The organism is Ralstonia sp. R-29 (genome assembly GCF_049913345.1).
Classification (GTDB): domain Bacteria; phylum Pseudomonadota; class Gammaproteobacteria; order Burkholderiales; family Burkholderiaceae; genus Ralstonia.
This window is the reverse complement of the sequence record NZ_CP184377.1, coordinates 1936305-1962558: the sequence shown is the minus strand read 5'-3', so window position 1 is coordinate 1962558 and position 26254 is coordinate 1936305. Positions and strand designations below refer to the sequence as shown.

The 26254-nt window shown below is 63.9% G+C and carries 22 protein-coding genes and 1 tRNA gene; 18 read left to right on the top strand and 5 right to left on the bottom strand.

The features are described from left to right. The first annotated feature begins 155 nt into the window (after window positions 1-155). The 8 genes from hfq to ACN9M1_RS09120 all read left to right on the top strand — a co-directional run bounded on the left by hfq (window position 156) and on the right by ACN9M1_RS09120 (window position 7752). A complete protein-coding gene (gene hfq / locus ACN9M1_RS09155) occupies window positions 156-395 on the top strand; it encodes an RNA chaperone Hfq (RefSeq protein ID WP_003263868.1) in 240 nt (79 codons plus the stop codon). Window positions 396-481: 86 nt separating this feature from the next. Next, entirely contained in the window at window positions 482-1735 is a 1254-nt protein-coding gene (gene hflX / locus ACN9M1_RS09150) for a GTPase HflX (protein ID WP_426393745.1), read from the top strand. A gap of 54 nt (window positions 1736-1789) precedes the next feature. Beyond that, window positions 1790-3184, top strand: a complete 1395-nt coding sequence (gene hflK, locus ACN9M1_RS09145) for an FtsH protease activity modulator HflK (RefSeq protein WP_426393743.1) — start codon at window positions 1790-1792, stop codon at window positions 3182-3184. Window positions 3185-3195: 11 nt separating this feature from the next. Then, window positions 3196-4110, top strand: a complete 915-nt coding sequence (gene hflC, locus ACN9M1_RS09140) for a protease modulator HflC (protein ID WP_426393741.1) — start codon at window positions 3196-3198, stop codon at window positions 4108-4110. Window positions 4111-4186: 76 nt separating this feature from the next. After that, on the top strand, window positions 4187-4387 hold the full coding sequence (locus ACN9M1_RS09135) for a DUF2065 domain-containing protein (RefSeq protein ID WP_426393739.1): 201 nt from the start codon (window positions 4187-4189) through the stop codon (window positions 4385-4387). Window positions 4388-4464: 77 nt separating this feature from the next. Beyond that, entirely contained in the window at window positions 4465-5628 is a 1164-nt protein-coding gene (locus tag ACN9M1_RS09130; RefSeq protein WP_426393738.1) for an ATP phosphoribosyltransferase regulatory subunit, read from the top strand. A gap of 95 nt (window positions 5629-5723) precedes the next feature. After that, entirely contained in the window at window positions 5724-7064 is a 1341-nt protein-coding gene (locus tag ACN9M1_RS09125) for an adenylosuccinate synthase (RefSeq protein WP_426393736.1), read from the top strand. A 115-nt stretch (window positions 7065-7179) separates the two neighbouring features. Continuing rightward, on the top strand, window positions 7180-7752 hold the full coding sequence (locus ACN9M1_RS09120) for a phosphoribosyltransferase (protein ID WP_426393735.1): 573 nt from the start codon (window positions 7180-7182) through the stop codon (window positions 7750-7752). Window positions 7753-8113: 361 nt separating this feature from the next. Here the strand turns inward: ACN9M1_RS09120 and ACN9M1_RS09115 are convergent. Next, window positions 8114-8200: transfer RNA gene (locus ACN9M1_RS09115), tRNA-Leu, on the bottom strand. A gap of 70 nt (window positions 8201-8270) precedes the next feature. On the opposite strand from ACN9M1_RS09115, the gene rnr reads away from it, so the two are divergent. The 3 genes from rnr to ACN9M1_RS09100 are packed head-to-tail and all read left to right on the top strand — an operon-like array spanning window position 8271 to window position 12416. Continuing rightward, on the top strand, window positions 8271-10865 hold the full coding sequence (gene rnr, locus ACN9M1_RS09110; RefSeq protein ID WP_426393733.1) for a ribonuclease R: 2595 nt from the start codon (window positions 8271-8273) through the stop codon (window positions 10863-10865). 49 nt (window positions 10866-10914) lie between these two features. Then, complete coding sequence (rlmB, locus tag ACN9M1_RS09105) at window positions 10915-11667, top strand: 23S rRNA (guanosine(2251)-2'-O)-methyltransferase RlmB (RefSeq protein ID WP_426393731.1); 753 nt, start codon at window positions 10915-10917, stop codon at window positions 11665-11667. Beyond that, a complete protein-coding gene (locus tag ACN9M1_RS09100; protein ID WP_426393729.1) occupies window positions 11667-12416 on the top strand; it encodes an SIR2 family NAD-dependent protein deacylase in 750 nt (249 codons plus the stop codon). Before rlmB ends, ACN9M1_RS09100 begins: the two co-directional genes overlap by 1 nt. 11 nt (window positions 12417-12427) lie before the next feature. Here ACN9M1_RS09100 and tal read toward each other — a convergent pair whose 3' ends face one another. Then, the gene (gene tal / locus ACN9M1_RS09095) at window positions 12428-13387 is read right to left on the bottom strand and encodes a transaldolase (protein ID WP_426393727.1); all 960 of its coding nucleotides are present in this window, start codon (window positions 13385-13387) and stop codon (window positions 12428-12430) included. Between the two features lie 159 nt (window positions 13388-13546). Here tal and rpiA point away from each other — a divergent pair, with 159 nt between their 5' ends. Then, complete coding sequence (rpiA, locus tag ACN9M1_RS09090; protein ID WP_021194207.1) at window positions 13547-14233, top strand: ribose-5-phosphate isomerase RpiA; 687 nt, start codon at window positions 13547-13549, stop codon at window positions 14231-14233. Window positions 14234-14328: 95 nt separating this feature from the next. On the opposite strand, the gene ACN9M1_RS09085 is transcribed toward rpiA, so the two are convergent. Continuing rightward, complete coding sequence (locus ACN9M1_RS09085) at window positions 14329-15036, bottom strand: TetR/AcrR family transcriptional regulator (protein WP_426393725.1); 708 nt, start codon at window positions 15034-15036, stop codon at window positions 14329-14331. Between the two features lie 360 nt (window positions 15037-15396). On the opposite strand from ACN9M1_RS09085, the gene ACN9M1_RS09080 reads away from it, so the two are divergent. The 6 genes from ACN9M1_RS09080 to ACN9M1_RS09055 all read left to right on the top strand — a co-directional run bounded on the left by ACN9M1_RS09080 (window position 15397) and on the right by ACN9M1_RS09055 (window position 24372). Continuing rightward, window positions 15397-16677 (top strand): Zn-dependent hydrolase, encoded by a 1281-nt coding sequence (locus ACN9M1_RS09080; RefSeq protein ID WP_426393724.1) that lies wholly within the window; start codon window positions 15397-15399, stop codon window positions 16675-16677. Between the two features lie 106 nt (window positions 16678-16783). Next, window positions 16784-18127 (top strand): NAD(P)-dependent oxidoreductase, encoded by a 1344-nt coding sequence (locus tag ACN9M1_RS09075; protein WP_426393722.1) that lies wholly within the window; start codon window positions 16784-16786, stop codon window positions 18125-18127. A 36-nt stretch (window positions 18128-18163) separates the two neighbouring features. Continuing rightward, entirely contained in the window at window positions 18164-19480 is a 1317-nt protein-coding gene (gene preA / locus ACN9M1_RS09070; RefSeq protein WP_426393720.1) for an NAD-dependent dihydropyrimidine dehydrogenase subunit PreA, read from the top strand. A gap of 86 nt (window positions 19481-19566) precedes the next feature. Next, a complete protein-coding gene (locus tag ACN9M1_RS09065) occupies window positions 19567-21066 on the top strand; it encodes an NCS1 family nucleobase:cation symporter-1 (protein ID WP_426393718.1) in 1500 nt (499 codons plus the stop codon). A gap of 45 nt (window positions 21067-21111) precedes the next feature. Further along, window positions 21112-22590, top strand: a complete 1479-nt coding sequence (gene hydA, locus ACN9M1_RS09060; RefSeq protein ID WP_426393716.1) for a dihydropyrimidinase — start codon at window positions 21112-21114, stop codon at window positions 22588-22590. 237 nt (window positions 22591-22827) lie between these two features. After that, window positions 22828-24372 (top strand): methyl-accepting chemotaxis protein, encoded by a 1545-nt coding sequence (locus ACN9M1_RS09055; RefSeq protein ID WP_426393714.1) that lies wholly within the window; start codon window positions 22828-22830, stop codon window positions 24370-24372. Between the two features lie 74 nt (window positions 24373-24446). On the opposite strand, the gene ACN9M1_RS09050 is transcribed toward ACN9M1_RS09055, so the two are convergent. Beyond that, the gene (locus ACN9M1_RS09050; protein ID WP_426393713.1) at window positions 24447-24719 is read right to left on the bottom strand and encodes an oxidative damage protection protein; all 273 of its coding nucleotides are present in this window, start codon (window positions 24717-24719) and stop codon (window positions 24447-24449) included. Between the two features lie 116 nt (window positions 24720-24835). Continuing rightward, a complete protein-coding gene (gene argA / locus ACN9M1_RS09045) occupies window positions 24836-26245 on the bottom strand; it encodes an amino-acid N-acetyltransferase (RefSeq protein WP_426393712.1) in 1410 nt (469 codons plus the stop codon). Between the last annotated feature and the right edge of the window lie 9 nt (window positions 26246-26254).

The window sequence follows — 26254 nt, the reverse complement described above, 5'->3', positions numbered from 1 at the left end:
AGACATGGCGCTGGGTATCTGTAGACTCGGCGCCATTGGCGTCGTTTAGACCCATCTGGCCGACTCTTTTGACGAACTTTTTTTGCGTCGCCTGCTTGAACCCGGGCTTCCGAGCCCCATAACCCATCACTAAACCTATAAATCTGGAGTGTGCCATGAGCAACAAAGGGCAATTGCTACAAGACCCGTTTCTGAATGCGCTGCGTAAGGAGCATGTGCCGGTGTCGATCTATCTCGTCAACGGTATCAAGCTGCAAGGCAATATCGAGTCGTTCGACCAATACGTCGTGCTCCTGCGCAACACCGTCACGCAGATGGTGTACAAGCACGCCATCTCCACCGTGGTGCCGGCCCGTGCCGTGAATTTCCGCGTGGACGAAGCGTCCGACGCCTGATCTGCCTCGCTCCCGCCGCCGTCCGCGCGGCGGGACGCTTCCACCCTCGATTTCTCCCTCTCATTTCCTCCCTCTCATTTCCCCGCTTGGCATCCCATCCCACCTCCAATTCGGAGCCGACGCGCGCCATCCTGGTCGCCGTGGATTTCGGCAAACATGATTTTCAGGAAAGTCTGAGCGAACTGGCACTGCTGGCCTCCACGGCTGGCTCGGAGCCCGTACGCGCCGTGACCGGCAAGCGTTCCAGGCCCGATGCGGCGCTGTTCATCGGTGCCGGCAAGGCGGAAGAGGTGCGGATCGCCGCAGACGAAGAAGACGCGGAAATCGTCATCTTCAATCACGCGCTGAGCCCTGCCCAGCAACGTAACCTTGAACGCTTTTTCGGCCGCCCCGTGGTGGACCGGACGGGCCTGATCCTCGATATCTTCGGTCAGCGTGCGCAAAGCCACGTCGGTAAGGTGCAGGTGGAACTGGCGCGCGTGCGCTACCAGTCGGCGCGTCTGGTGCGGGCGTGGAGCCACTTGGAGCGCCAGAAGGGCGGGGTTGGCCTGCGTGGCGGCCCTGGCGAGCGCCAGCTCGAACTGGACCGCCGCATGCTGGACGAGCGCGCCAAGCGTCTGTCGTCCGAGTTGGACAAGCTGCAGCGTCAGCACGACACGCAACGCCGCGCACGTGCGCGTAACGATGCGTTCTCCGTCTCGCTGGTCGGCTATACCAACGCCGGCAAGTCGACGTTGTTCAACGCGCTGACCAAGGCGCGCACGTACGCGGCCAATCAGCTGTTCGCCACGCTGGATACGACGTCCCGCCGGTTGTATCTGGAGGGCTTGGGCAACGTGGTGTTGTCCGACACGGTCGGTTTTATCCGCGACTTGCCCACGCAGCTCGTGGCTGCCTTCCGCGCCACGCTGGAAGAAACCGTGCACGCCGACGTGCTGTTGCACGTGGTCGACGCCGCCAGCACCGTCAAGCATGAGCAGATGGAGCAGGTCGATCGCGTGCTCGATGAAATCGACGCCAGCGGTATTCCGCAGATTCTGGTGATGAACAAAATCGATGCGGCCGAGGAACTGCGCGCCCAGGGCCCGCGTATCGAGCGCGACGAAAACGGCGCGGTGCGGCGCGTATTTGTTTCCGCCATCGACGGAACCGGGCTGGATTTGCTGCGCGAGGCCTTGGTCGAAACCGCCATCCGCCTGCGCGAAAATCCGGCGTCGAACGGCGGGGAATTCGACCCCCGCTTTGACACGCGGCGCGATGCGCTGTCCGCACCCCGTGACGAACTGTCGCAAAACTTGCTGAACGACGGCGCTTCAGCCGAACGTGACGAGCAGGACTGATAGAATCCCCCGTTACCTCTTTAGCAGTCAGACTAGGACCCAGCCCGATCGCTCATGCCCGAGATTTCGACTCAGTCATCTTCCATGGCCTCGCAGCCCACGCCGGTGCGAGGTTTGTGGCACCGCCTGCGCGTGCTGCTTTCTCTGAATGATCCGCGTTGGGGTCGAGGCGACAAGGACAGTGACAGCGCCAACGCCGAGCGCCAGGACAAAGACGAGCCGAAACGCCAGAGCAAACCGCCCCAGGAAGGACCGCCCGATCTGGATGAACTGTGGCGCGACTTCAACCGCCGACTGAACAACCTGTTCGGCCGCAAGGACAGCGGTAACGGCGGCAATGGTGGTCCGTCCCCGCTGCGCCCGAGCGGTGGCCGCGGCGGTTCCGGCCTTGGTGTCGGCGTGTTGCTCGCTGTGCTGGTCGGCCTGTGGGCGGCCAGCGGCTTCTTCATCGTGCAAGAAGGCCAGACTGGCGTGATCCTGCAGTTCGGTCGCTTCAAGTACCTGGCGACGCCGGGTATCAATTGGCGTCTGCCGTATCCGATTGAGTCGCACGAGATCGTCAACCTGTCGGGCGTGCGTACGCTCGAGATCGGCCGCACCACGCAGATCAAGGATACGAACCTCAAGGACTCGTCGATGCTCACGCAGGACGAGAACATTGTCGACGTGCGCTTTTCGGTGCAGTACAACATTGCCGATCCGGTCGAGTACCTGTTCTTCAATCGCACGGACCGCGACGGCGACCAGGAGCTCGTGACGCAGGCTGCTGAAACGTCGGTACGCGAAATCGTTGGCCGCAACAAGATGGATTCGGTGCTGTACGAAGGGCGTGATGCCGTCAGCCGTAATCTGGCGGAGTCGATTCAACGCATTCTCTCGGCGTACAAGACAGGCATCCGCATCCTGAGTGTGAACGTGCAGAGCGTGCAGCCGCCCGAGCAGGTGCAGGCGGCATTCGACGATGTGACCAAGGCGGGCCAGGACCGCGAGCGCGCTATCTCGGAAGGCCAGGCCTACGCCAACGACGTGGTGCCGCGCGCCAAGGGTACGGCTGCGCGTCTGCTGGAAGAGGCGCAAGGCTACAAGGCCCGCGTCACGGCACGTGCAGAAGGCGATGCCGCGCGCTTTGGCTCGGTGCAACGCGAATACGCGAAGGCGCCGCAAGTCACGCGCGATCGCATCTATCTGGAAACCATGCAGGACATCTACGCCAACGCAACCAAGGTGATGGTCGATCAGAGCAACGGCAGTCTGCTGTATCTGCCGCTCGACAAGCTGATTGCGCAGACGCAGGGCGATACGTCGCGTCCCGCGTCGGCACCGGGCGCGTCGCCGCAGGACAGTGGTGCTGCGCAAGGCGTGCCTACGCCCTCTAACCCGTCGTCGATGAGTGACGCCGACTCGCGTTCGCGCGAGGCGCTGCGTAACCGCGACCGCGATTCCCGCTAAGAGGAGGGCATATGAATCGTCTGATTTCTGCCCTCGTGGCGCTGGTCATCGCCCTGGCGGTGTTCTCGTCGGTGGTGTTTGTGGTGGACCAGCGGCAATACGCCGTGGTGTTCGCCTTTGGTGAGATCAAGCAGGTCATCAAGGAGCCGGGGCTGCATTTCAAGCTACCGCCGCCGCTGCAGAACGTCGTGTTCATGGACAAGCGCCTGCAGACCATCGATGTGGCCGGCGCTGACCGCTTCATCACGGCCGAAAAGAAGAACTTGCTGGTCGATTGGTTCGTGAAGTGGCGAGTGGCCGAACCGCGCCTGTTCTACGTGAGCTTCAAGGGCGACAACCGCCTAGCGCAGGACAGCATGACGCAGAAGATCAACGCCATCGCCCGCGATGAATTTGCGCGCCGCACGGTGTCCGACGTGGTCTCCACCGATCGCGAAGCCGTGATGCAGAGCATCCTCAAGGGGGTGCAGGAGTACGGTAAGTCGGTCGGCGTGGACATCATCGACGTGCGTCTGAAGCGCGTGGACTTGCTGGCCAGCGTGACGGAATCGGTCTATCGCCGCATGGAAGCCGAGCGTAAGCGCGTGGCCAACGAGCTGCGTTCGACCGGCGCCGCTGAAGGCGAAAAGATCCGCGCCGACGCCGATCGTCAGCGTGAAGTTGTGCTGGCCGACGCCTACCGCGATGCGCAAAAGATCAAGGGCGAGGGCGATGCCCGCGCCGCCGACATCTACGCCGATGCGTTTGGCCGCGATCCGCAGTTCGCCGCGTTCTGGCGCAGCATGGAGGCCTATCGTGCATCGTTCCGCGATCGCAAGGACGTGATGGTGTTGCAGCCCAACAGCGATTTCTTCAAATACATGCGCAGTCCGAACGGTGCCGGCGCAGCCGCAGTGCCGGCTGCTCAAACGGGGCGCCATCGCTAGTACAATGCGTCGCTGATCATTTGAGGCGGACAGACCCCGGCTTGCCGGGGTTTTGTTCGTTCGCCACCCGTACCCCATGGAAGAGTCACTCCCCACCGTTTTGCTGGCCGCGTGCGCGCTGGTGCTCGTAGTTGAGGGCATTCTGCCGTTCGTCGCGCCGCAGGCCTGGCGGCGTGCCTTCCAGATGCTGACCGAGCTGCCCGACGAAAAGCTACGCGTGATCGGGTTGGTGTCGATGGCGCTAGGGCTGATCCTGCTGCGCTTGCTGCATCACTGAGCCGCAACCCGCTTTCCCTGCACCATTCGCAAATTCGCTGAAATTCTGCCGTACCGAGACTGTTGACCGAGACCGCCATGCCGACCAACTGGCTGCTGCCTGAATCCATTGCCGATGTGCTGCCCTCCGAGGCGCGCAAGATCGAAGAGCTGCGCCGCCGCATGCTCGACCTGTTCCGCACCTACGGCTACGAACTGGTCATGCCGCCGATGCTGGAATACATCGAGTCGCTGCTTTCCGGTACCGGCCATGATCTCGATCTCAAGACCTTCAAACTCGTCGATCAACTGTCCGGCCGGACCATCGGTCTGCGCGCTGACATTACGCCGCAGGTCGCCCGTATCGACGCCCACTTGCTGAACCGCGCTGGCGTGACACGCCTGTGCTACGCCGGTTCGGTATTGCACACGCGTCCGAGCGGCTTCCACGTCACGCGCGAGCCGCTGCAGATCGGCGCCGAAATCTACGGCCATGCCGGTCTGGAAGCCGATCTGGAAATTCAGGACCTGATGCTGGCGGCGCTGTCGGCCGCTGGCCTGGCCGATGTGCGGCTGGACCTTTGCCATGTCGGCGTGATCGCCGCGCTGCTCGAGCAATCGCCCGTAGCGGCAAGCGTGCAGGATGAGCTGTTCACCGCGTTGGCCTCCAAGGACGTGCCGGCGTTGCGCGCCATTACCGCGGGTCTGCCCGCAGCGCAGCGCGATGCGCTCAACTTGCTGCCGTCGCTGTATGGCGGCGTGGATGTGCTGGCTCGTGCACGTGCTGAACTACCTGCGTTGCCCGCCATCGGCCGTGCGCTGGACGATTTGGCAACGCTGGCCGAGCGCGCCGGCGGTGCCACCGTCAATATTGATCTCGCCGATCTGCGCGGTTACCACTACCACAGCGGCGTGATGTTCACCGCCTACGTGGCCGGCGTGCCCAACGCCGTGGCGCGCGGTGGCCGGTATGACAAGGTTGGTGAGGCCTTTGGCCGTGCTCGCCCTGCCACTGGGTTCTCGCTCGATTTGCGCGAAGTGGCCGGCATTTCGCCGGTGGAGGCGCGCTCCGCCGCCATCCATGCGCCCTGGTCGGGCGATGCCAAGTTGCGCGAGGCGATTGCCGCCTTGCGCGCTGCCGGCGAGATCGTCATCCAGTCCCTGCCGGGCCATCCGGAAGATCTGGAAGAGTTCGCCTACGACCGCCAGCTCGTGGAAGAGGGCGGCCGCTGGATCGTCAAGCCCCGCAACGCCTCTGCGTGAGGCTGTTGCATAACGTTCTGTAAATACCCGGTAATTTCAGGGAAGACCCTGGCAACAAGGGTAGAATACGTTTTTAACCCATCTGCAAATTCAACATGTCCGCACCAGCAGTGAGCCAAGGACGCAACGTCGTCGTCATCGGCACCCAGTGGGGTGACGAAGGTAAAGGGAAAATCGTCGATTGGCTGACCGATCATGCGCAAGGCGTGGTTCGTTTCCAGGGCGGACATAACGCAGGCCATACCCTCATCATCGGCGGCAAGAAGACGATCCTTCGTCTGATTCCGTCGGGCATCATGCGCGATGGCGCAACGTGCTACATCGGCAACGGTGTGGTGCTCTCGCCCGAGGCGCTGTTCAAGGAAATCGACGAGCTGGAAGCTGCAGGCGTGCAAGTGCAAAACCGCCTGCGCATCTCGGAAGCGACCACGCTGATCCTCCCGTACCACATCGCCATCGACAAGGCGCGCGAACTCAAGCGCGGCGCCGCCAAGATCGGCACGACCGGTCGCGGCATCGGCCCCGCGTACGAAGACAAGGTGGCTCGTCGCGCGCTGCGCGTGCAGGATCTGTTCGATCCGGCCTACTTTGCCGAGCGCCTGCGCGAGAACCTGGACTTCCACAATTTTGTCCTGACGCAGTACCTGAACCATCCGGCGCTGGACTTCCAGCAGACGCTGGACGAGATGCTGTCGTACGCCGAGCGTCTCAAGCCGATGGTGGCCGACGTGTCGGCTGAGCTGTTTGCTGCCAACGCCGCCGGCAAGAACCTGATGTTCGAAGGTGCGCAAGGCACGCTGCTGGATATCGACCACGGCACCTATCCGTTCGTCACGTCGAGCAACTGCGTGGCCGGCAACGCCGCCGCCGGTGCTGGCGTGGGCCCGGGTCAACTGCACTACATCCTCGGTATCACCAAGGCGTACTGCACGCGCGTGGGCTCGGGTCCGTTCCCGAGCGAACTGTATGACGCGGATAACCCTGCACGCCAAGACCCGACCGGTGTGCGCCTAGCCAACGTCGGCAAGGAGTTTGGCTCGGTGACTGGCCGTCCGCGCCGCACGGGCTGGCTCGATGCCGCCGCGCTGCGTCGTGCGATTCAGATCAACGGCGTGTCGGGCCTCTGCATCACCAAGCTCGACGTGCTGGATGGGTTGGAAACGATCAAGCTGTGCGTTGGCTATAAGCTCGATGGCAAGGAAGTCGACATCCTGCCGCGTGGCTCGGACACCGTGGCGCGTTGCCAGCCGATCTACGAAGAGTTCCCGGGCTGGAACACCTCCACCTTCGGCTTGAAGGAGTGGAACGCGTTGCCTGAGACTGCCCAGGCTTACCTGAAGCGTGTCGAAGAAGTGGCAGGCATTCCCATCGCCATGATTTCGACGGGCCCGGACCGCGACGAAACCATTCTGCTGCGTCATCCATACAAGGACTGACGCGCATCGCCCCGATTCGCCCGGTCACTCACCGGGCGAGTTTGTATTGGGGCGCTGCTTTATAGAACATGACAGCGGCACTCGCGCCGCATTGACGATCAAGACGAGGAACACCATGAACCAGCCGATCAACGACGACTCGCATCTGTGGGTGTCCTGGGACGACTATCACGGCCTGATCGAGCGTCTGGCGCTGGTGGTGCACGAGTCGGGCTGGAAGTTCGATCAGATTCTGTGCCTGGCGCGCGGTGGCCTGCGCGTGGGCGATCAGCTTTCGCGCATCTATGACCTGCCGCTGGCCATTCTGGCGACCAGCAGCTATCGCGAGGCGGCCGGCACGCAGCAGGGTGACCTCGATATCGCGCAGTACATCACCATGACGCGTGGCAACCTGTCGGGCCGCGTGCTGCTGGTGGATGATCTTGTCGATTCGGGTGTCACGCTGGAGCGCGTGGGCCGTCACCTGAAGGAGCGCTATCCCGCTGTGACCGACGTGCGCACGGCCGTGCTGTGGCACAAGGCGTGCTCGAAGATCAAGCCGGACTACGCTGTGCAGTTCTTGCCGACCAACCCTTGGATTCACCAGCCGTTCGAGGAATACGACACACTGCGCCCCCACAACCTTGCTGCCTGGATCAAGCGCGGCAAGGCGCGCACGGCAGGTAACGGCGACGCTCCGGCAGTGTGATTCGTTGGCGGGTTGCGTCGAAGCATGGATGGAGTGGCGTGTGCAGCTTGCGCCGTGCGTGCCACTTCGGTAACCTCACGACACGAGCTGCAACATTGGCTCGAAACCCGCGTACGGATTGGCTTTGCGGCCAGAGTGCGCGGATGATCGAAGCGCGGCGCGTCTTGATGGATGTGTCGGGCGTCGAACCCACCCAGCGCTTGGGGCAGGTGAGGCCGGTGAATCTGGCTGCGCCCTGGCGCGATAGCCAAGACACAATGCACGTCGCCCTTCGCGGAATGTCGCATCAGTTACTGAGCAACACAGATCCGATCGCGGAAAAGAAAAACGGCGCAACTTGCGTTGCGCCGTTTCTAAACTCTGGTGCCCAGGAGAGGACTCGAACCTCCACAGTGTTGCCACCGCTAGGACCTGAACCTAGTGCGTCTACCAATTCCGCCACCTGGGCAGGTGTGCGTGTACCGAAGCTGTAATTATTACGGGTTCCAGCGAACCTGTCAACACTCTAGAAGAAAAAATTGAATCAACCGACTTATCCGATCCCGAGCCGCGAGGAAATCCTCGGAGTGCTGCGCACATCGGGGTCTCCGCTGTCTGCCACCGACATCGCTAAGGCGCTTTCCGTTACGCGCAAGGAGCATGACGGCTTTATCAAACGTCTGACCGCCATGGAGCGGGATGGTCAGATCGAACTCAATCGCAAAGGGCGCTACGAGTTGGCGCATCAGCCCAATTTCATCGAAGGCCGTGTGATTGGCCACCGCGATGGCTACGGCTTCTTCGTCCGGGACGATGGCGAGCCGGACATCTTCCTGCCCGAGCGCGAGATGCAGAAAGCCATGCACGGCGACCGCGCTCTGGTGCGCGCCGTTGGCTACGACCGACGTGGGCGCTCCGAAGGGCAGATCGTCGAGATCCTGCAACGTGCCAATAAGCGCATCATCGGCCGGCTGCTGTCGGAAAGCGGCACGCTGGTGGTGGCACCTGAGGACAAGCGCCTTGGCCGCGACATCCTGATCGCGCCGAAGGGGCAGGGCAAGGCCAAGGTCGGCCAGGTGGTCAGCGTGGAGATCCTGGAATATCCGGACCGCTACGTGCAGCCGATCGGCCGCGTGGTCGAGGTGCTGGGTGAGATTGACGACCCCGGCATGGAGATCGAAATCGCCGTGCGCAAATACGGTGTGCCGCACGAGTTTTCCGAGCCGACGCAGCGCGAAGCCGAGGCGCTGCCCGACGTGGTTCGCGATGTCGATCTGGCGGGGCGCATTGATTTGCGCGACGTGCCGCTGGTCACCATCGATGGTGAAGATGCGCGTGACTTTGACGATGCGGTCTATGCCGAACCGGTCAAGATCGGTCGCAGCAAGGGCTGGCGTTTGATCGTTGCGATTGCCGATGTTTCGCACTATGTGCGGCCGGGGCATCCGCTGGATGCGGATGCGATTGATCGGGCGACCTCGGTGTACTTCCCGCGCCGCGTGATTCCGATGCTGCCGGAGAAACTGTCCAACGGCCTGTGCTCGCTGAATCCGGAAGTGGATCGCCTCTGCATGGTCTGCGACGCGGTCATCACGGCCAAGGGCGAGATCAAGGCGTATCAGTTCTATCCGGCAGTTATGCACTCGAAGGCGCGCCTGACCTACAACGAGGTCTGGGCGATCCTGTCGAACGTGAAGGGTCCGGAGGCAGCCAAGCGCGCGCCGCTGGTGCCGCATCTGCAAGACCTGTACGAGCTGTACCAGACGCTGCTCAAGGCGCGCCGCGAGCGTGGCGCAATCGACTTCGATACGACTGAGACGTACATCGTCTGCAATGCGCAGGGCAAGATCGAGCAGATCCTGCCGCGCACGCGCAACGACGCGCACCGGTTGATCGAGGAGTGCATGCTAACGGCCAACGTCTGTGCTGCGGAGATGCTGGAGAAGTACAAGCACTCGGCGCTGTATCGCGTGCATGCAGGCCCCACGGAAGAAAAGCTGCAGGCCCTGCGCGCCTTCCTGAAGACCAGCGGCCTGACGCTGGGTGGTGGCGACAAGCCCCAGGCTGCCGACTACGCGGAGGTGATGGAAAAAATTGCCGCGCGGCCTGACGCGCCGATGCTGCAGACCATGCTGCTGCGTTCGATGCAGCAAGCGGTGTATAGCCCGGACAACATCGGGCACTTCGGGCTTGCGTATCCGGCGTACGCGCACTTCACCAGCCCGATCCGCCGCTATCCGGACTTGCTGGTCCATCGCTCCATCAAGGCGATTCTGCAGCGCACGCGCTATGTGCCGGTGCTGGCGCCGGGCGTGCAGTTGAACAGTGCGCTGTCGCCCAAGGCGCGTCGCTTGCAGGCCGAGGCCGAGAAGGGCGTGCCGGCGGCGGTCGTCAACAAGGCCAAGGCCGAGGCCATTTGGCATGAGCTGGGTGTGCATTGCTCGGCCAACGAGCGCCGCGCCGATGAGGCTTCGCGCGATGTCGAAGCCTGGCTCAAGTGCTATTTCATGCGCGACAAGCTCGGCAACGAGTTCTCGGGCACGGTCAGCGCGGTCACTTCGTTCGGCATCTTCGTGCAGCTCGACGAGTTGTATGTGGAAGGCCTCGTGCATGTGACGGAGCTCGGCAGCGATTACTTCCAGTACGACGAAGCCCGCAACGAACTGCGCGGTGAGCGCACCGGCATTCGCTACCGCTTGACCGACCGCGTGCGCGTGCAGTTGCTGCGCGTGGACCTGGATGCGCGAAAGATGGATTTCCGCCTGATCCAGGAACCCTCGACGAAGGCGTTGCGTCCGGCCAAGGTCACCGGTGCACCGGAAGCTGCGGCTGCGCGCCAGCCGGCTGCCGCCACACCGGCACCGCCGGTTGGCCGCAAAAAGCCGCGTCAATTGGCGGCGCTGCTGGGCGGAACGGCCAAGCCGGAAGAGTCGTTCGACGAGACGCTGGACCGCGTTTTTGAAGAGCAGCCGGTATTCGAGCCTGGCTCGCGTGCGGTGCCGCCTGGCCATGTGCATCCCAAGCCGGCGCGCAAGAAGCAGCCTACGCGTGCAGCTAAGCCCAAGGGCGGCGCCAAAACCGCCGCGCCGCGCAAGGCGGCCGGCAAAACTACGCGGAAGCCGAAGGGGCGCTGAAATGTAGAAAGGCGGCCGGGGAGCGAGGGCAGACAGGTACAATCGCGCCATGTCTAAATCCAAGCTCCTCATCGGCTTCCATGCCGTGACCGCCCGACTGCGCCACAGCGCAAAGTCGATCGACGAAATCTACTTCGAGGCCAACCGCCGCGACCGCCGCATGCAGGATTTCCTGAAAGCGGCGGAAGCAGCGGGCGTACGCCTGATCCCCGCTGACAACGACCGCCTGCGCGGCATTGCCGGCACCGACCGCCACCAGGGCGTGGTTGCCAAGGCAGAGTCGCTGTCGCTGGCGCTCAATCTCGACGAGCTGCTCGACGGTATTGAAGGCACGCCGCTGCTGCTGGTGCTCGATGGCGTGACTGATCCGCATAACCTGGGCGCCTGCCTGCGCGTGGCCGATGCGGCCGGCGCACATGCTGTGATTGCACCGAAGGATCGCAGCGTCGGCATCAACACGACGGTGGCCAAGGTGGCCAGCGGCGCTGCTGAGACCGTTCCGTACATCACCGTGACCAACCTGGCACGCACGCTGCGCGAGTTGCAAGAGCGCGGCGTGTGGGTGATCGGCACGGCGGATGAAGCCGAGCAGGATCTCTACCAAGCCGACTTCAAGGGCCCGATCGCCATCGTGATGGGTGCCGAAGGCGAGGGCATGCGCCGCCTCACGCGCGAGACGTGTGACGCGCTGGTCAGCATTCCCATGGCAGGTAGCGTGGAAAGCCTGAACGTGTCGGTGGCCAGCGGCGTTTGCCTCTTTGAGGCGGTGCGTCAACGCGCGGCCGCACCAGCCAAGAAGTGATGCCTGCCGAACCGACGGCTGTGCCTGACGCGGCTGCGTTGGCGCAGGCACGTGCCTGGGTTGAATCTGCAGACCGCATCATGGTGCTGACCGGTGCGGGCGTGTCGGCAGAATCCGGCGTGGCCACGTTCCGTGATGCGCTCACGGGCCTGTGGGAGAAGTTCAAGCCCGAAGACATGGCCACCGAGGCTGCCTACCGCAAGCACCCGCGCATGGTGTGGGACTGGTACCAAGAGCGCCGCGAGCGCGTGCTGGAAGCGCAGCCGAATCCCGCTCATCTTGCGATTGCCGCCTTGGCCAAGCGCAAGACGGTGACGCTCGTCACGCAGAACGTTGACGGTCTGCATCAGCGCGCGGGCAGTGAGGGCGTGATCGAACTGCACGGCAACCTCTTCGCCAACAAATGGCTGGGCGGCTGCGGTAAATGCGATGTCGCTACAGCGGAGCCGGGACGGCCACCGCGTTGCGCGACATGCGGCGCGATGCTGCGCCCTGGCGTGGTGTGGTTTGGCGAGCAACTGCCGCTGGTCGCCACCTATCGCGCGGAAGAGGCGGCCAGCACGTGCGATGTGTGCCTGGTGGTGGGGACGTCCGGCCTTGTGTATCCGGCGGCCAGTCTGCCGGGGCGCGCAAAAGACGGTGGCGCCAAGGTCATCGTGGTCAATCCGCAGCCAAGCGCGCTCGATGCGACGGCTGACTTGGTGATCCACCAGCCGGCGGGCGAATGCTTGCCCGCCATGCTGGAGTAACGGCTTCCTTCTTACGCGGCCGCGCGCAGCGGCTCAATCAACGCTTCCAATTTGACCGCGTCCGCCGCAAACAGTCGGATGCCTTCGGCCAGCTTTTCCGTTGCCATGGCATCGGCGTTCATGTGCCAGCGGAACGATTTCTCATCAGCGGGTAGACGCACGATGTTGGCGGCATGCGCGTTGTCCGGCGAGAGCTTGCGCTCCACCGGCGCGTCGGATTGCTGCAACTGGGCAAGCAAATCCGGGCTGATGGTCAGCAGATCGCAGCCGGCCAGCTCGACGATCTGCGACACATTGCGGAAGCTCGCGCCCATCACCTCGGTCGCGTAGTCGAACTTCTTGTAGTAGTTGTAGATGCGCAGGACGGACTGCACACCCGGGTCGTTCGCACCGCCTTGGGCGACCGGGTCCCAATTGGCGCCAGCGTCTTTCTTGTACCAGTCGTAGATGCGGCCCACGAAAGGCGAGATGAGCTGCACGCCGGCTTCCGCACACGCCACGGCCTGCGCCAGCGAGAACAGCAGCGTCATGTTGCAGCGGATACCTTCTGCGCGCAGTTGGTCCGCCGCGCGAATGCCTTCCCACGTGGAGGCAATCTTGATCAGCACCCGCTCGCGCGCCACGCCGCGCGCTTCGTATAGCGCGATCAGGTGCTTGGCTTTGGCGACGGTCGCCTCGGTGTCGAATGACAGGCGCGCATCAACTTCGGTCGACACACGGCCCGGGATGATCGACAGGATCTCGCAACCGAATGCCACCAGCACCGCGTCGATGATGTCTTCTACGCTGTCACTACGCGCGTCGCGCACGGCTTGTTCCAGCAGCGGGCGGTACTCGGCCTTTTGCACGGCCTTCAGGATCAGCGATGGGTTGGTGGTGGCATCGTGCGGCGCATAGGCGCGCATGGCCTGGAAGTCGCCCGTGTCGGCGACGACGGTGGTGAACTGCTTGAGTTGATCGAGCTGAGTCATGAAGCGAGTCCGTGGTACGTTCCAGCGTTGCGCTGGAGGTGGAAGGATGAATCGATTGTACTCCGCGGGTTTGGCTCCGCCAGCCGGCCGAGAGCCATCGTATTGATCCGGTACACTACCGGGTTTTCCGATTCCGACCGGCTTCCTGGGGTGTTTGCGATGACGCAAGATGAACTGAAGGCACTGGTGGCGCAGGCCGCCGCAGATTACGTATTGGCCAACGTGCCCGAGGGCGCGGTATTGGGTGTCGGCACCGGTTCGACGGCCAACCTGTTCATCGACGCGATGGCGCCGCACAAGGCACGCTTTGCCGGCGCGGTGTCCAGCTCGGAGGCATCGACGCGACGCCTGCAGGGCCATGGCTTTACCGTGCTGGATCTGAACGAAGTGGATGCAATTCCCGTGTACGTGGACGGCGCCGATGAGATCGACGCCTCCGGGGCGATGATCAAAGGCGGCGGCGGTGCGCTTACGCGCGAGAAAATCGTCGCATCGGTCGCCAAGACGTTCGTCTGCATTGCCGACGGCAGCAAGTTGGTTGAAACGATGGGCGTGTTCCCGCTGCCGGTGGAAGTGGTGCCGATGGCACGTGCCGCCGTGGCGCGCCAACTCGCCGCGCTCGGCGGTCAGCCCCGTCTGCGCATGACCAAGGAAGGTCAGATCTACAAGACCGACAACGGCAATGTGATCCTCGACGTGGTGGGGTTGCGCATTGCTGATCCGAAGGGGCTGGAATCGGTGGTCAACGACATCCCTGGCGTGGTCACTGTGGGCCTGTTTGCCAAGCGTGGGGCCAACGTGCTGCTGCTGGGCACAGAAGCGGGCGTGCAGCGACGCGATTTCTGATCGCCACTCGGCCATAAGGCCACCGGGCATCAAGCGACATGCCGTTCAGTTCACGCTGAACGGCATGTTTGTTTTGGCGCCTCGTATTGATTGCCCTAGTCGCCCGGGTCACCCTCGTGCACGCCGGGTGACGCGACACCGCACGCGCGCAGCACAAGCTGCACGACCTCCTCTGTGCGCTCGGCAAAGGCCTTTTGCGTGAGTGCGCGCTTGCCCGAGAGCGCGCGGATCTGCGCTTCGAAATCGGCGTAGTGCTGCGTGGTCGACCAGATCAGGTACATCAGCGTTTCTGCGTCGATGGGCGCGAGTTGCCCGCGTGCGATCCAGGCGTCGATGACCTGCACACGCGTGTCGAACCACGGTTTGACGCGCTGGGCGAGGATGTCCTGCATGTGCTCCGCACCGTGGATGATCTCGTTGGCCCAGACCTTGGAGCCCAATGGCCGGCGGCGTGACAACTCCATCTTTGCGCGCACATAACCACTGATGGCCTCGGCTGGATCGTCGCTGTCTTCAAACGAGTTGGCCGCGCGGTGCCAATCTTCAAACAAGTCTTCGAGCACCCGCTTGTATAGCGCCAGCTTGGTCGGAAAGTAGTAGTGCAGATTCGCCTTGGGCAGGCCGGCGCGCTCGGCAATCATGGCGGTGCTCGCGCCTTCGAGCCCGCGCTCGGCAAACACAGCTTCGGCGCAGGCCAGCAGATGCGCTTCGTTCGAGGCGCGGATATGCGCCTTGCGCCGCCGCATTGGCGCTGCGGTTTCGGCGTTCTCTGAGGGTGCGGCTGCGGCTGGGTCGTCTCGCATGGTGGTCTCGTGCGGCGTGTCTGCGCAGGGGATGCCGCGCTGCGCCTCATTCTAGTCGCTGCGATGGCAGCACGGCATCTCTCGACAGCGCGGGCGCGTTCTTCATGTTGCGCCGCAATGGCACGCTTCTCGCTTTAAAAGCCTGTCTGCGAAAGACATTGATTTGACGGGAATCCTCGTCTACAACCTGTCCATTCGGACAGGATTTGGTTGGCGGGGAATGCCGCGAAAACGCTGTCCGAAACAACACCATCCGCATGCACCGCCCGCGTGCGGAGATGCCCCAAAACACGGCTGCCGCTGCACCGCATGAGTGTGGTTGGCGGATCAACACGGCGGACCCCAAAGGAGCGACACGCAATGAGTGCAGCACCCGAAGCGTTGGAAACGACCCGGCTCGATACGTCGGTCCAGGTCAACGGCAAGCGATTGTGGGAAAGCCTGATGACGGCGGCGAAGATCGGCGCGACGCCCAAGGGTGGCGTATGTCGGCTTGCGCTGACCGATCTCGATAAGCAAGGGCGCGATCTCATCGTCGGCTGGGCCAAGGAGGCCGGTTGCTCGGTCACCGTCGATCAGATGGGCAATGTGTTCATGCGACGCGCCGGGCGCAATCCGGACGCGCTACCCGTGATGACGGGTTCGCATGCGGACTCACAGCCGACCGGCGGCCGCTTTGATGGCATCTATGGCGTGCTCGGCGGGCTGGAGGTGATCCGTAGCCTGAACGACCACGGCATCGAGACCGAGCACCCGATCGAAGTGGTGATCTGGACCAACGAAGAGGGCTCGCGCTTTGCTCCGGCGATGGTGGCCTCGGGCGTGTTTGCGGGTGTCTTCACGCTGGAATACGGCCTCTCGCGCAAGGACGTGGACGGCAAGACCATCGGCGAAGAACTCAAGCGCATCGGCTACGCTGGCGAGGTGCCATGCGGCGGTCGCAAGCTGCACGCCGCGTTCGAGTTGCACATCGAGCAGGGGCCGATTCTGGAAGCTGAGCAGAAGACCATCGGCGTGGTGACGGACGCGCAAGGCCAGCGCTGGTACGAGATCACACTGACCGGTCAGGAGGCCCATGCCGGCCCCACACCCATGCCGCGTCGCCGCGATGCGCTGCTGGGTGCCGCGCGCGTGGTCGATCTGGTCAACCGCATCGGGCTGGACCACGCACCGTTTGCCTGCGCGACGGTCGGCATGATGCAGGTGCATCCCAACTCGCGCAACGTGATTCCCGGGCGCGTGTTCTTCACGGTAGATTTCCGGCATCCGGATGACGCGGTGCTCGCGAAGATGGACGCCGCGTTGCGAGAGGGTGTCGCCAAGATCGCTGAGGGCATCGGGCTGGAAACGCAGCTCGAACAGATCTTCTACTACGAGCCCGTCAAGTTCGATGCCGCGTGCGTGGCCTCCGTGCGGGCTGCGGCGGAGCGCTTTGGTTATTCGCACCGCAACATGGTGTCCGGTGCGGGCCACGATGCGTGCTATCTGGCGCAAGTGGCGCCCACGTCGATGGTGTTCGTGCCGTGCGTGGGCGGCATCAGCCACAACGAGATCGAAGACGCCACGCCTGAGTGGATCGAGGCCGGCGCAAATGTGCTGCTGCACGCGATGCTCTCACGCGCGTGCGAGCCCGCTTCATAGACGCATCCTGTAGTCGTCGCTTCACCTCAAAACGAAAGCCGTCCCGACCTCGCCCATGTGAGGCCGGCGGGCGCGGCTGTGTCCTCACACGGAAGAAGGAGTACCCATGGCTGTCAAGGAAACCGGCGATATTGCCGCGCACCGCCTGTCGCCGGAGCAGTTGTCGTGCGAGTTTGCCGACATTGCCCCGTTGCTCGACCCAACCGCCGCGGCAGCTGCGGCCAGCCGCTGTCACTACTGCTACGACGCGCCGTGCGTGCAAGCATGCCCGACCCAGATCGACATCCCCAGCTTTATCCGCAAGATCGGTAACGGCAACCTGAAGGGCGCGGCGGTGGACATCCTCTCCGCCAACCCACTCGGCGGGATGTGTGCGCGGGTGTGCCCGACCGAGATCCTGTGTGAGGGCGCATGCGTGCGCAACGATCAGGACTCGCAGCCGGTGGCGATTGGCGCGCTGCAGCGTCATGCCACGGATTGGGCGATGGCCAAGGGTGCGCCGCTCTTCAAGCGGGCGCCGGAAACCGGCCACCATGTCGCCGTCGTCGGCGCCGGGCCGGCGGGGCTAGCGTGTGCGCATCGACTGGCGCTGGCCGGGCACCGCGTCACGCTGTTCGACGCGCATGCCAAGCCCGGCGGCCTGAATGAGTACGGCATTGCGGCCTACAAGACCGTCGACGATTTTGCGCAGCGTGAGGTGGCGTGGCTGTTGTCGGTCGGCGGCATTGAACTGAAGACCGGCGTGGTATTGGGTGGCGACATGTCGCTCGATGCGTTGCGCAAGCAGCACGATGCCGTGTTCTTGGCGATGGGCCTGGGTGGCGTGCGCGCGCTGGCGTTGGAAGGCGAAGACCTGTCGGGCGTGATGAACGCGGTCGATTTCATTGAGCAGGTGCGCCAAGCCGCATCGCTGGGAACCGTGCCGGTCGGCCGACGCGTGGTGGTGATTGGCGGTGGCAACACCGCCGTGGATGCGGCCGTTCAAAGCCGCAAGCTCGGTGCGACCACGGTGACGATGGTCTACCGGCGCGGTGTCGAATCGATGACTGCCACCTGGGCTGAGCGCGAGTTTGCGCAGAAGAACGGCGTCACCCTCATCACGCACGCCAAGCCGGTGCGCTTGATTGGGCAGGGCGGGCAGGTGATTGGCGTGGAGTTCGAGCGCTCGGGTGAAGCCGGTGAACGGTTTACGGTCGATGCTGACATGGTGCTCAAGGCCATCGGCCAGACGCTGGTGCCGATTGGCCTGGATGGCGAACTGCTCACCGTTGACGGCAGCCGCATCGCCGTGGGCGCGGACGGGCGCACCACGTTGCCTGACGTGTGGGCCGGTGGCGATTGCGCAGCCACGGGCGGCATCGACCTGACGGTACAGGCCGTGCAGGACGGCAAGGTCGCCGCCGCATCTATCGACGCCTATCTGGCCAGCCTCACCGCCAAGGCGGCCTGAGCCAGATCTCGAACACCACTTTCCACGGAGCCGAACATGGCCGACTTGCGCTGCACGATTGCCGGAATCAAATCGCCGAACCCCTTCTGGCTGGCTTCCGCGCCGCCCACCGACAAGGCCTACAACGTCAACCGCGCGTTTGAGGCGGGGTGGGGCGGCGTGGTGTGGAAGACGCTCGGGCTAGACCCGCATGTGGTCAACGTCAGCTCGCGCTACGGAGCGGTGCAATGGAACGGCCAGCGCATCGCGGGGCTGAACAATATCGAGCTGATCACCGACCGGCCGCTGGACGTGAACCTGCGCGAGATTGCGCAAGTCAAGCGCGATTGGCCCGACCGCGCGCTGATCGTCTCGCTGATGGTGCCCTGCAACGAGAGCGACTGGAAATGGATCCTGCCGATGGTGGAAGACACCGGCGCCGATGCGGTGGAGCTCAATTTCGGCTGCCCGCACGGCATGAGCGAGCGTGGCATGGGTGCGGCGGTCGGGCAGGTGCCGGAGTACGTGGAGATGGTGACCCGCTGGGTGAAAGAGACCACCAAGCTGCCGTGCCTGGTGAAGCTCACGCCCAATATCACCGACATCCGTTTGGGCTCGCGTGCGGCGTACAAGGGCGGGGCGGATGGCGTGTCGCTCATCAACACGATCAACTCCATCGTGGCGGTGGATTTGGACCAGATGGCGCCGATGCCGACCGTGGACGGCAAGGGCACGCACGGCGGTTATTGCGGCCCGGCGGTCAAGCCGATCGCGCTGAACATGGTGGCCGAGATCGCCCGCGATACGCAGACGCCCAATCTGCCGATCTCCGGTATCGGCGGTATTTCCAACTGGCGCGATGCGGCGGAGTTCATCGTGCTGGGTGCCGGTAGCGTGCAGGTGTGCACGGCGGCCATGCATTACGGTTTTCGCATCGTGCAGGACATGACCGACGGCTTGTCCAACTGGATGGATGAAAAGGGCTACGCCACGCTGGACGACATCCGCGGCCGCGCCGTGCCCAATGTGACAGACTGGAAATACCTGAACCTGAAGTACGACATCAAGGCACGCATCGATCAGGATCGCTGCATCCAATGCGGCCTGTGCCATATCGCCTGCGAAGACACCTCGCACCAGGCCATCACGCGCGAGAAGGATGGCAAGCGCCACTTCGAGGTCATCGACGCCGAATGCGTCGGGTGCAATTTATGCATGCATGTTTGCCCGGTCGAGCAGTGCATCACGATGGAGCGTGTAGACGCGGGCGGTTACGCCAACTGGACTGAGCACCCGAACAACCCGGCGCGGGTAGGGGCCAGCGCGCCCGACGCAGGTGGCACAGAGGCGGCGCCTGCGGCCAAGGCTGCGTGATCCCACTTGTGTTGACCGGTTTTGATTCCTACAAATGAGCCTGACGCGCGCCGCAGAGCGCGCCAACAATCCGTGGAGGTCTTTCAATGAAGCAGGCAGCGCACCCAGCCGAACCGCTCGCGGCCGGCAGCAGTCTTTACAACGATGACCTGGCGCCCACCGGCGTGGCCCAGCGCACCTGGAAGTGGTACCACTTTGCAGCGCTGTGGGTCGGCATGGTGATGAACATCGCCTCGTACATGCTGGCTGCGGGATTGACGGAGCAGGGCATGTCGCCGTGGCAGGCGGTGGCGACGGTGCTGCTGGGCAACGCGATCGTGCTGGTGCCGATGCTATTGATCGGCCACGCGGGCGCCAAGCACGGGATTCCGTATGCGGTGCTGGTGCGTACCTCGTTCGGCACGCAGGGGGCGAAGCTGCCGGCGCTGCTGCGCGCCATCGTTGCGTGCGGTTGGTATGGCATCCAGACGTGGCTGGGCGGCAGTGCCATCTACACCCTGGCCAACATCCTGACGGGCAATGCCCTGCATGGCGCCGCGATGCCGTTTCTTGATATCTCGGGCGGCCAGCTTGCGTGCTTCCTGTTGTTCTGGGCGCTGCAGCTTTACTTCATCCTGCACGGCACCGATTCGATCCGCTGGCTGGAAAGCTGGTCCGCCCCCATCAAGATCGTGATGTGCATCGTGCTGGTGTGGTGGGCGACCTCCAAGGCGGGCGGTGTCGGCTCGATGCTTTCCACGCCATCGCAGTTCGTGGCGGGGGGCAAGAAAGAGGGGCTGTTCTGGGCAACGTTCTGGCCGAGTCTCACGGCCATGGTTGGCTTCTGGGCGACGCTGGCGCTGAACATTCCAGACTTCACGCGCTTTGCCAAATCGCAGCGTGACCAGATCGTTGGCCAGTCGATCGGCTTGCCGATTCCGATGGCGTTGCTATCGGTCATCTCGGTCGTGGTCACGTCGGCCACCGTGGTCATCTACGGCAAGGCCATCTGGGACCCGATCGACCTCACCAGCCGCATGACCGGTATCGGCGTGGGTATCGCGCTCATCATCCTCACGCTGGACACCATGTGCTGCAACCTGGCGGCGAACCTGGTCGGGCCCGCATACGACTTCTCCAGCCTGTGGCCCAAGGGCATCTCGTACAAGACGGGCGGGTTGATCACGGCCACCATCGCCATCGTGATGATGCCGTGGAAGATTCTGGCCACGTCCGAGGGCTACATCTTCACGTGGCTGGTGGGCTATTCCGCGCTGCTGGGGCCGGTAGCCGGCATCATGATGGTCGACTACTTCCTCATTCGCGGCACACGCCTGAACGCGCGCGAGCTGTTCGAAGAGAACGGCGAATACGCCTACACCGGCGGCTGGAATCTCGGCGCGGTGGTGGCGCTGGCCGTGGGCGTGCTGCCTAACCTGCCGGGTTTTCTGCATACCGCCTTTCCGAGCGCGTTCCCGAACGTGCCGGCGTTCTTCAACACGCTCTACACGTACGCGTGGTTCGTTGGCCTCGTGCTGGCGGCGCTGGTCTACAGCGCGTGGATGAAGCTGCGCGGCAGCCCGAGCGCCAGCGTGGCAAGCGCCTGAAGCTGGCTACCTGCACACCCACACAACCCACAAGGAGACAGCGACATGACGACCCTGATCCGTGGCGGCACGGTCATCGATGCAGACCGCACCTGGCGTGCCGACGTGCTGTGCGACAGCCCAGAGAGCGGCGGCACCATCCTGCAGGTGGCCGCGCAGATCGACGCGCCGGCCGGCGCCACGGTCATTGATGCGCACGGGCAATACGTCATGCCCGGCGGCATTGATCCGCATACGCACATGGAGCTGCCCTTCATGGGCACCACGGCCATCGATGATTTCTTTACCGGCACGGCGGCGGGCCTGGCGGGTGGCACCACCAGCATCATCGACTTCGTGATCCCCAGCCCGCGCCAGCCGCTGATGGACGCCTTTCGCGAATGGTGCGGCTGGGCCGAGAAGGCCGCTACCGACTACGGCTTCCACGTCGCCGTGACGTGGTGGGATGAGTCGGTGCATCGTGATATGGGCGCGCTGGTGCACGAGCATGGCGTCTCCAGCTTCAAGCATTTCATGGCCTACAAGAACGCGATCATGGCCGACGACGAGATCCTGGTGAACAGCTTCTCGCGCTCGCTCGAACTGGGCGCGTTGCCCACCGTGCACGCGGAAAACGGTGAACTGGTCTTCCAGCTCCAGCGCCAGTTGCTCGCGCGCGGCATCACGGGGCCGGAGGCGCATCCGCTGTCGCGCCCGCCCGAGGTGGAGGGCGAGGCCGCCAACCGCGCCATTCGCATCGCACAGGTGCTGGGCGTGCCGGTGTATATCGTGCACGTGTCGGCCAAGGATGCGGTGGACGTGATTGCCCGCGCGCGCAACGAGGGCCTGCGCGTGTTCGGCGAGGTACTGCCGGGCCATCTGGTGATCGATGAGTCGGTGTACCGCGACCCGGACTGGACGCGCGCCGCCGCCCACGTCATGAGCCCACCGTTTCGCTCGGCTGAACATCGTGAAGCGCTGTGGCGCGGGCTGCAGGCCGGCCAGCTACACACCACCGGCACTGACCATTGCACGTTCTGCGCATCGCAAAAAGCCATGGGCCGGGAAGACTTCACCAAGATCCCGAATGGCTGCGGCGGCATTGAGGATCGCCTCTCCATCCTGTGGCATCACGGCGTCAACGCGGGCCGCATCACGCCCAACGAGTTCGTGCGCATCACCTCCACCAACGCCGCGCAGATCTTCAATCTCTATCCGCGCAAGGGCGCTGTGCAGCCCGGTGCGGACGCCGATCTGGTGGTGTGGGACCCGGCGGGCAGCAAGACGATTTCCGTGAAGACGCATCACCAGAAGGTGGACTTCAACATCTTCGAAGGGATGACGGTGCGCGGCGTGGCCACCCATACGCTCACACGTGGCGCGCTGGCCTGGGCCAATGGCGACCTACGCGCCGTGCGCGGGGCGGGGCAGTACCTGAAGCGTCCACCGGCGGCGGCGTATTACGACGCCATCCGCCTTGCCAATGCGCGCCGCACACCACATGCCGTCGATCGCGCTACCGAGGCGGTGTCGACCGCAAAGTAACGCGCTATGTGTGCCAAGGCAAAGACCGCTCACTGCATGGGCGGTCTTTTTTTGTGCGGCAGGCAAATCACATTCGCGGCAGTTGAGCGTTTGCGATGTGCATATTGTTGAAAACAGAATTAAGCAATGCGTTAAGTGGTCGATAAGACGAACGCAGTGGCTCCCATGCCGCTGACATTGCCCGCATTCACAAGATGCGGTCGATGCCGTCAGCGCAATCGTCTTACCCGGAACACCATGAAACTCTCTCTCAAACTCCCCCTGGCCTTTGCCGCCGCATTGCTGTTGATGTTTGCCGGGGCGATCTACGGCATTGCCTCGCTCAATCACTCCATCGTCGAATACAACACCACCGTGCAGGCTCGCGCCGCCGACGAACGTGCAGTGACGAAGATGCTGGTCACCTTCAAGACTCAGGTGCAGGAATGGAAAGACACCCTGCTGCGCGGCCAGGACCCCGACAAGCTGGACAAGTACTGGGGCGCCTTTCTCAAGCGCGAGCAGGCGGTGAACGAGCAGGCGAAGGCGCTGCAGGCCGCGTTGCCGGCCGGCAAGAGCCGCGATCTGATTGCGCAGTTTGCCGCCGCCCATACCAACATGGGCGAGGGCTATCGCAAGGGCCACGACATGTTTGTGGCGGCGTCGTTTGACCCGAAGGTCGGCGACAAGGTCGTGGCCGGTGTGGACCGTGAACCCGCGCGCCTGCTGGACGAGGCGGCCGCTGAAATTGCCGCCGAAAGCGCAGCAGTGTCGGCCAAGACCGCAGAGACCGCGCATACCGCGCTGGTGGTCAGCGTGGCGCTGATGCTGGCTGCGTTCGGGCTGGGGCTGGGTGGCGCGTTTGTATTCAGCCGGTCGATCACGCGGCCGCTGTCCCGCGCGGTGAATGTGGCGCGCACTGTGTCGCAGGGCGATCTGGCGAACATCTATGAACCGCAGGGCACCGATGAAATTGCCCAACTGCTGATCGCTCTGAAGGACATGCAGCGCAGCCTCGCCAGTGTGGTGAGTGAGGTCCGTCGCAATGCTGAAGGCGTGGCCTCGGCCAGCGCGCAGATTGCGTCGGGCAACCTGAACCTGTCATCACGCACCGAAGAGCAGGCGGCCTCGCTGGAGGAAACCGCCGCCAACATGGGCGAGTTGACCGCCACCGTGCGCCGCAATTCGGAGAGCGCGGTGCAGGCCACCACCTTGGCCGGCCATGCGTCGGACACCGCAGCGCGCGGTGGTCAGGTGATGAGCGATGTCGTGCAGACCATGCGCGGCATCTCGGAGAGTTCGGCCAAGGTGGGCGAGATCATCGGCGTCATCGACAGCATCGCCTTCCAGACCAACATTCTTGCGCTGAACGCGGCGGTAGAAGCCGCTCGCGCCGGCGAGCAAGGCCGCGGCTTTGCCGTGGTGGCCGGTGAAGTGCGCACGCTGGCGCAACGCAGCGCATCGGCGGCCAAGGAGATCAAGGGATTGATCGGTCAGTCAACCGAGCGGGTCGAGGCAGGCGCGAAGCTGGTACACGAGGCCGGCGGCATCATCGACGACATCGTTGCCTCGGTACACCGTGTCACGCAGATCGTGGCGGAAATCTCTTCCGCTTCGACGGAGCAGAGCACGGGCATCGAGCAAGTGAACATTGCCGTGGGCCAGATCGAGGAGGTCACGCAGCAAAACGCAGCGTTGGTGGAGGAAGCCTCCGCCGCCGCGCAAGCCATGGCCGACCAGGCCGGCGCACTGCGCCGCGCCGTGGCCATCTTCAAGCTGGAGGACGCCGCCGTGCCGGCATAGTCGCCGGGCGGGTGCCCAGAAAGCAAAAAAGCCGTTCAGTTTGCGCTGAACGGCTTTTTGTTTGTCTCGGCAGATCAAGCCGACGGCGGCACGTAGCCCGAAGCCTCGTCGGCGCCTTCGCCAAAGAAGTACTTCTCGGTCTGCTTGAGCAGGTACTGGCGTGCGCGCGTATCCGCCATGTTCAGGCGGTTTTCGTTGATCAGCATGGTCTGATGCTTGAGCCAGCCGGCCCAGGCTTCCTTCGAAACGCTTTGCCAGATCTTCTTGCCCAGTTCGCCGGGCAGGGGCGGGAAGTCGAGGCCTTCGGCTTCCTTGTCGAGCTTGATGCAGTGGACCATGCGGGCCATGGGGATTCCTCTTGTGTGGCGGGAGCGCCGCTTGTGTGCGACGCAGGTGGCGTTATTGTAAAGCGGCCAACTGGCATGTTCGGGATTCCGGCATGCCAGCTAAGGGCTTGCAGCTCTTAGAGCTTCTTCATCAGCACCATCGAGCGCCGCTGCCAGTTGTAGAGCTTGCGGCGGTCTTCGGGCAGATCGTCCACGGTGGCGCGCACAAAGCCGCGCTTGAGGAACCAGTGTTCCGTCCGCGTGGTGAGCACGAACAGCTGCTTGAGGCCCAGCGCGCGGGCGCGAACTTCGGTGTGCTTGAGCAGGCGTTCGCCGTCGCCGGTGCCTTGGCTGTCGGGGGAGACGATCAGGCAAGCCATTTCGGCCATGCCGTCCTTCGGGTACGGATACAGCGCCACGCAGCCAAAGATGATGCCGTCGTGCTCGATGACCGAGAAGTTGGCGATGTCGCGCTCCAGCAGCCGGCGCTCGCGTGGCACCAGCGTGCCGTCGGCTTCCAGCGGTTCGATCAGCGAGACGATGCCGCCCACGTCATCCAGCGTGGCTTCGCGCAGGTATTCCAGATCGGTGTGCGACACCATGGTGCCCACGCCGTCGTGCAGGAACAGCTCCAGCAGGATGCTGCCATCCAGCGCAAACGGGATCACGTGTGCCCGGCGCACGCCGCCGCGCATCGCCTTGACGATGTGCTGCAGGTAGTAGGCCGTGTCGTTCGGCAGGCTGCCGTCGCGCAGGCGCTCGATGGCGGTTTCCAGCGACAGGTCCTGCTGCAGCTTGCCCACGCGGTCCATGATGCCCGGCAGCTCGGTGATGAAGATCAGCTTGTCGGCCTTGAGCGCCGTGGCGGTGTTGGCGGCCACGTCTTCCATCGACAGGTTGAACGCCTGCCCCGTGGGCGAAAAGCCCAGCGGCGAGAGCAGCACGATCTTGCGGTTGGCCAGCGAATGCTGGATCGAGTCTGCATCGATCTTGCGCACCAGCCCCGTGTGCTGGAAATCCACGCCGTTGACGATGCCCACCGGCCGTGCCGTCACGAAATTGCCCGAGACTACCGACATCCGTGCGCCGGCCATCGGCGTGTTCGGTAGGCCCTGGCTGAAGGCAGCTTCGATGTCCAGACGCAATTCGCCCGAGGCTTCCTTGGCGGACTCCAGCGCAGCGGCGTCCGTCACGCGCACGCCATCCACGAACTGGGTTTGCACGTTGCGCAGGGCGAGCTGCTCTTCCACCTGCGGGCGCGAGCCGTGCACCAGCACGATGCGCATGCCCATCGCATGCAGCAGGGCGAGGTCATTGACCAGCCAGCCGAGCATGCCGGCCTGGACCAGCTCGCCACCAAAGCCGATGACGAAGGTCTTGTCGCGGAAGGCGTGGATGTACGGCGCCACCTCGCGCAGCCAGTCCACGAACTGTTGCTGCTCAGGCGTGGGCGGGATCGGAGCGACGTCGACAGAGGCGGGCGTGTGAGCGACCAAGGAAACACCGGGCGGAACGCCAGGAGCAGGGGCGGAAGAACGAGCGGTCACGGGCGGAGG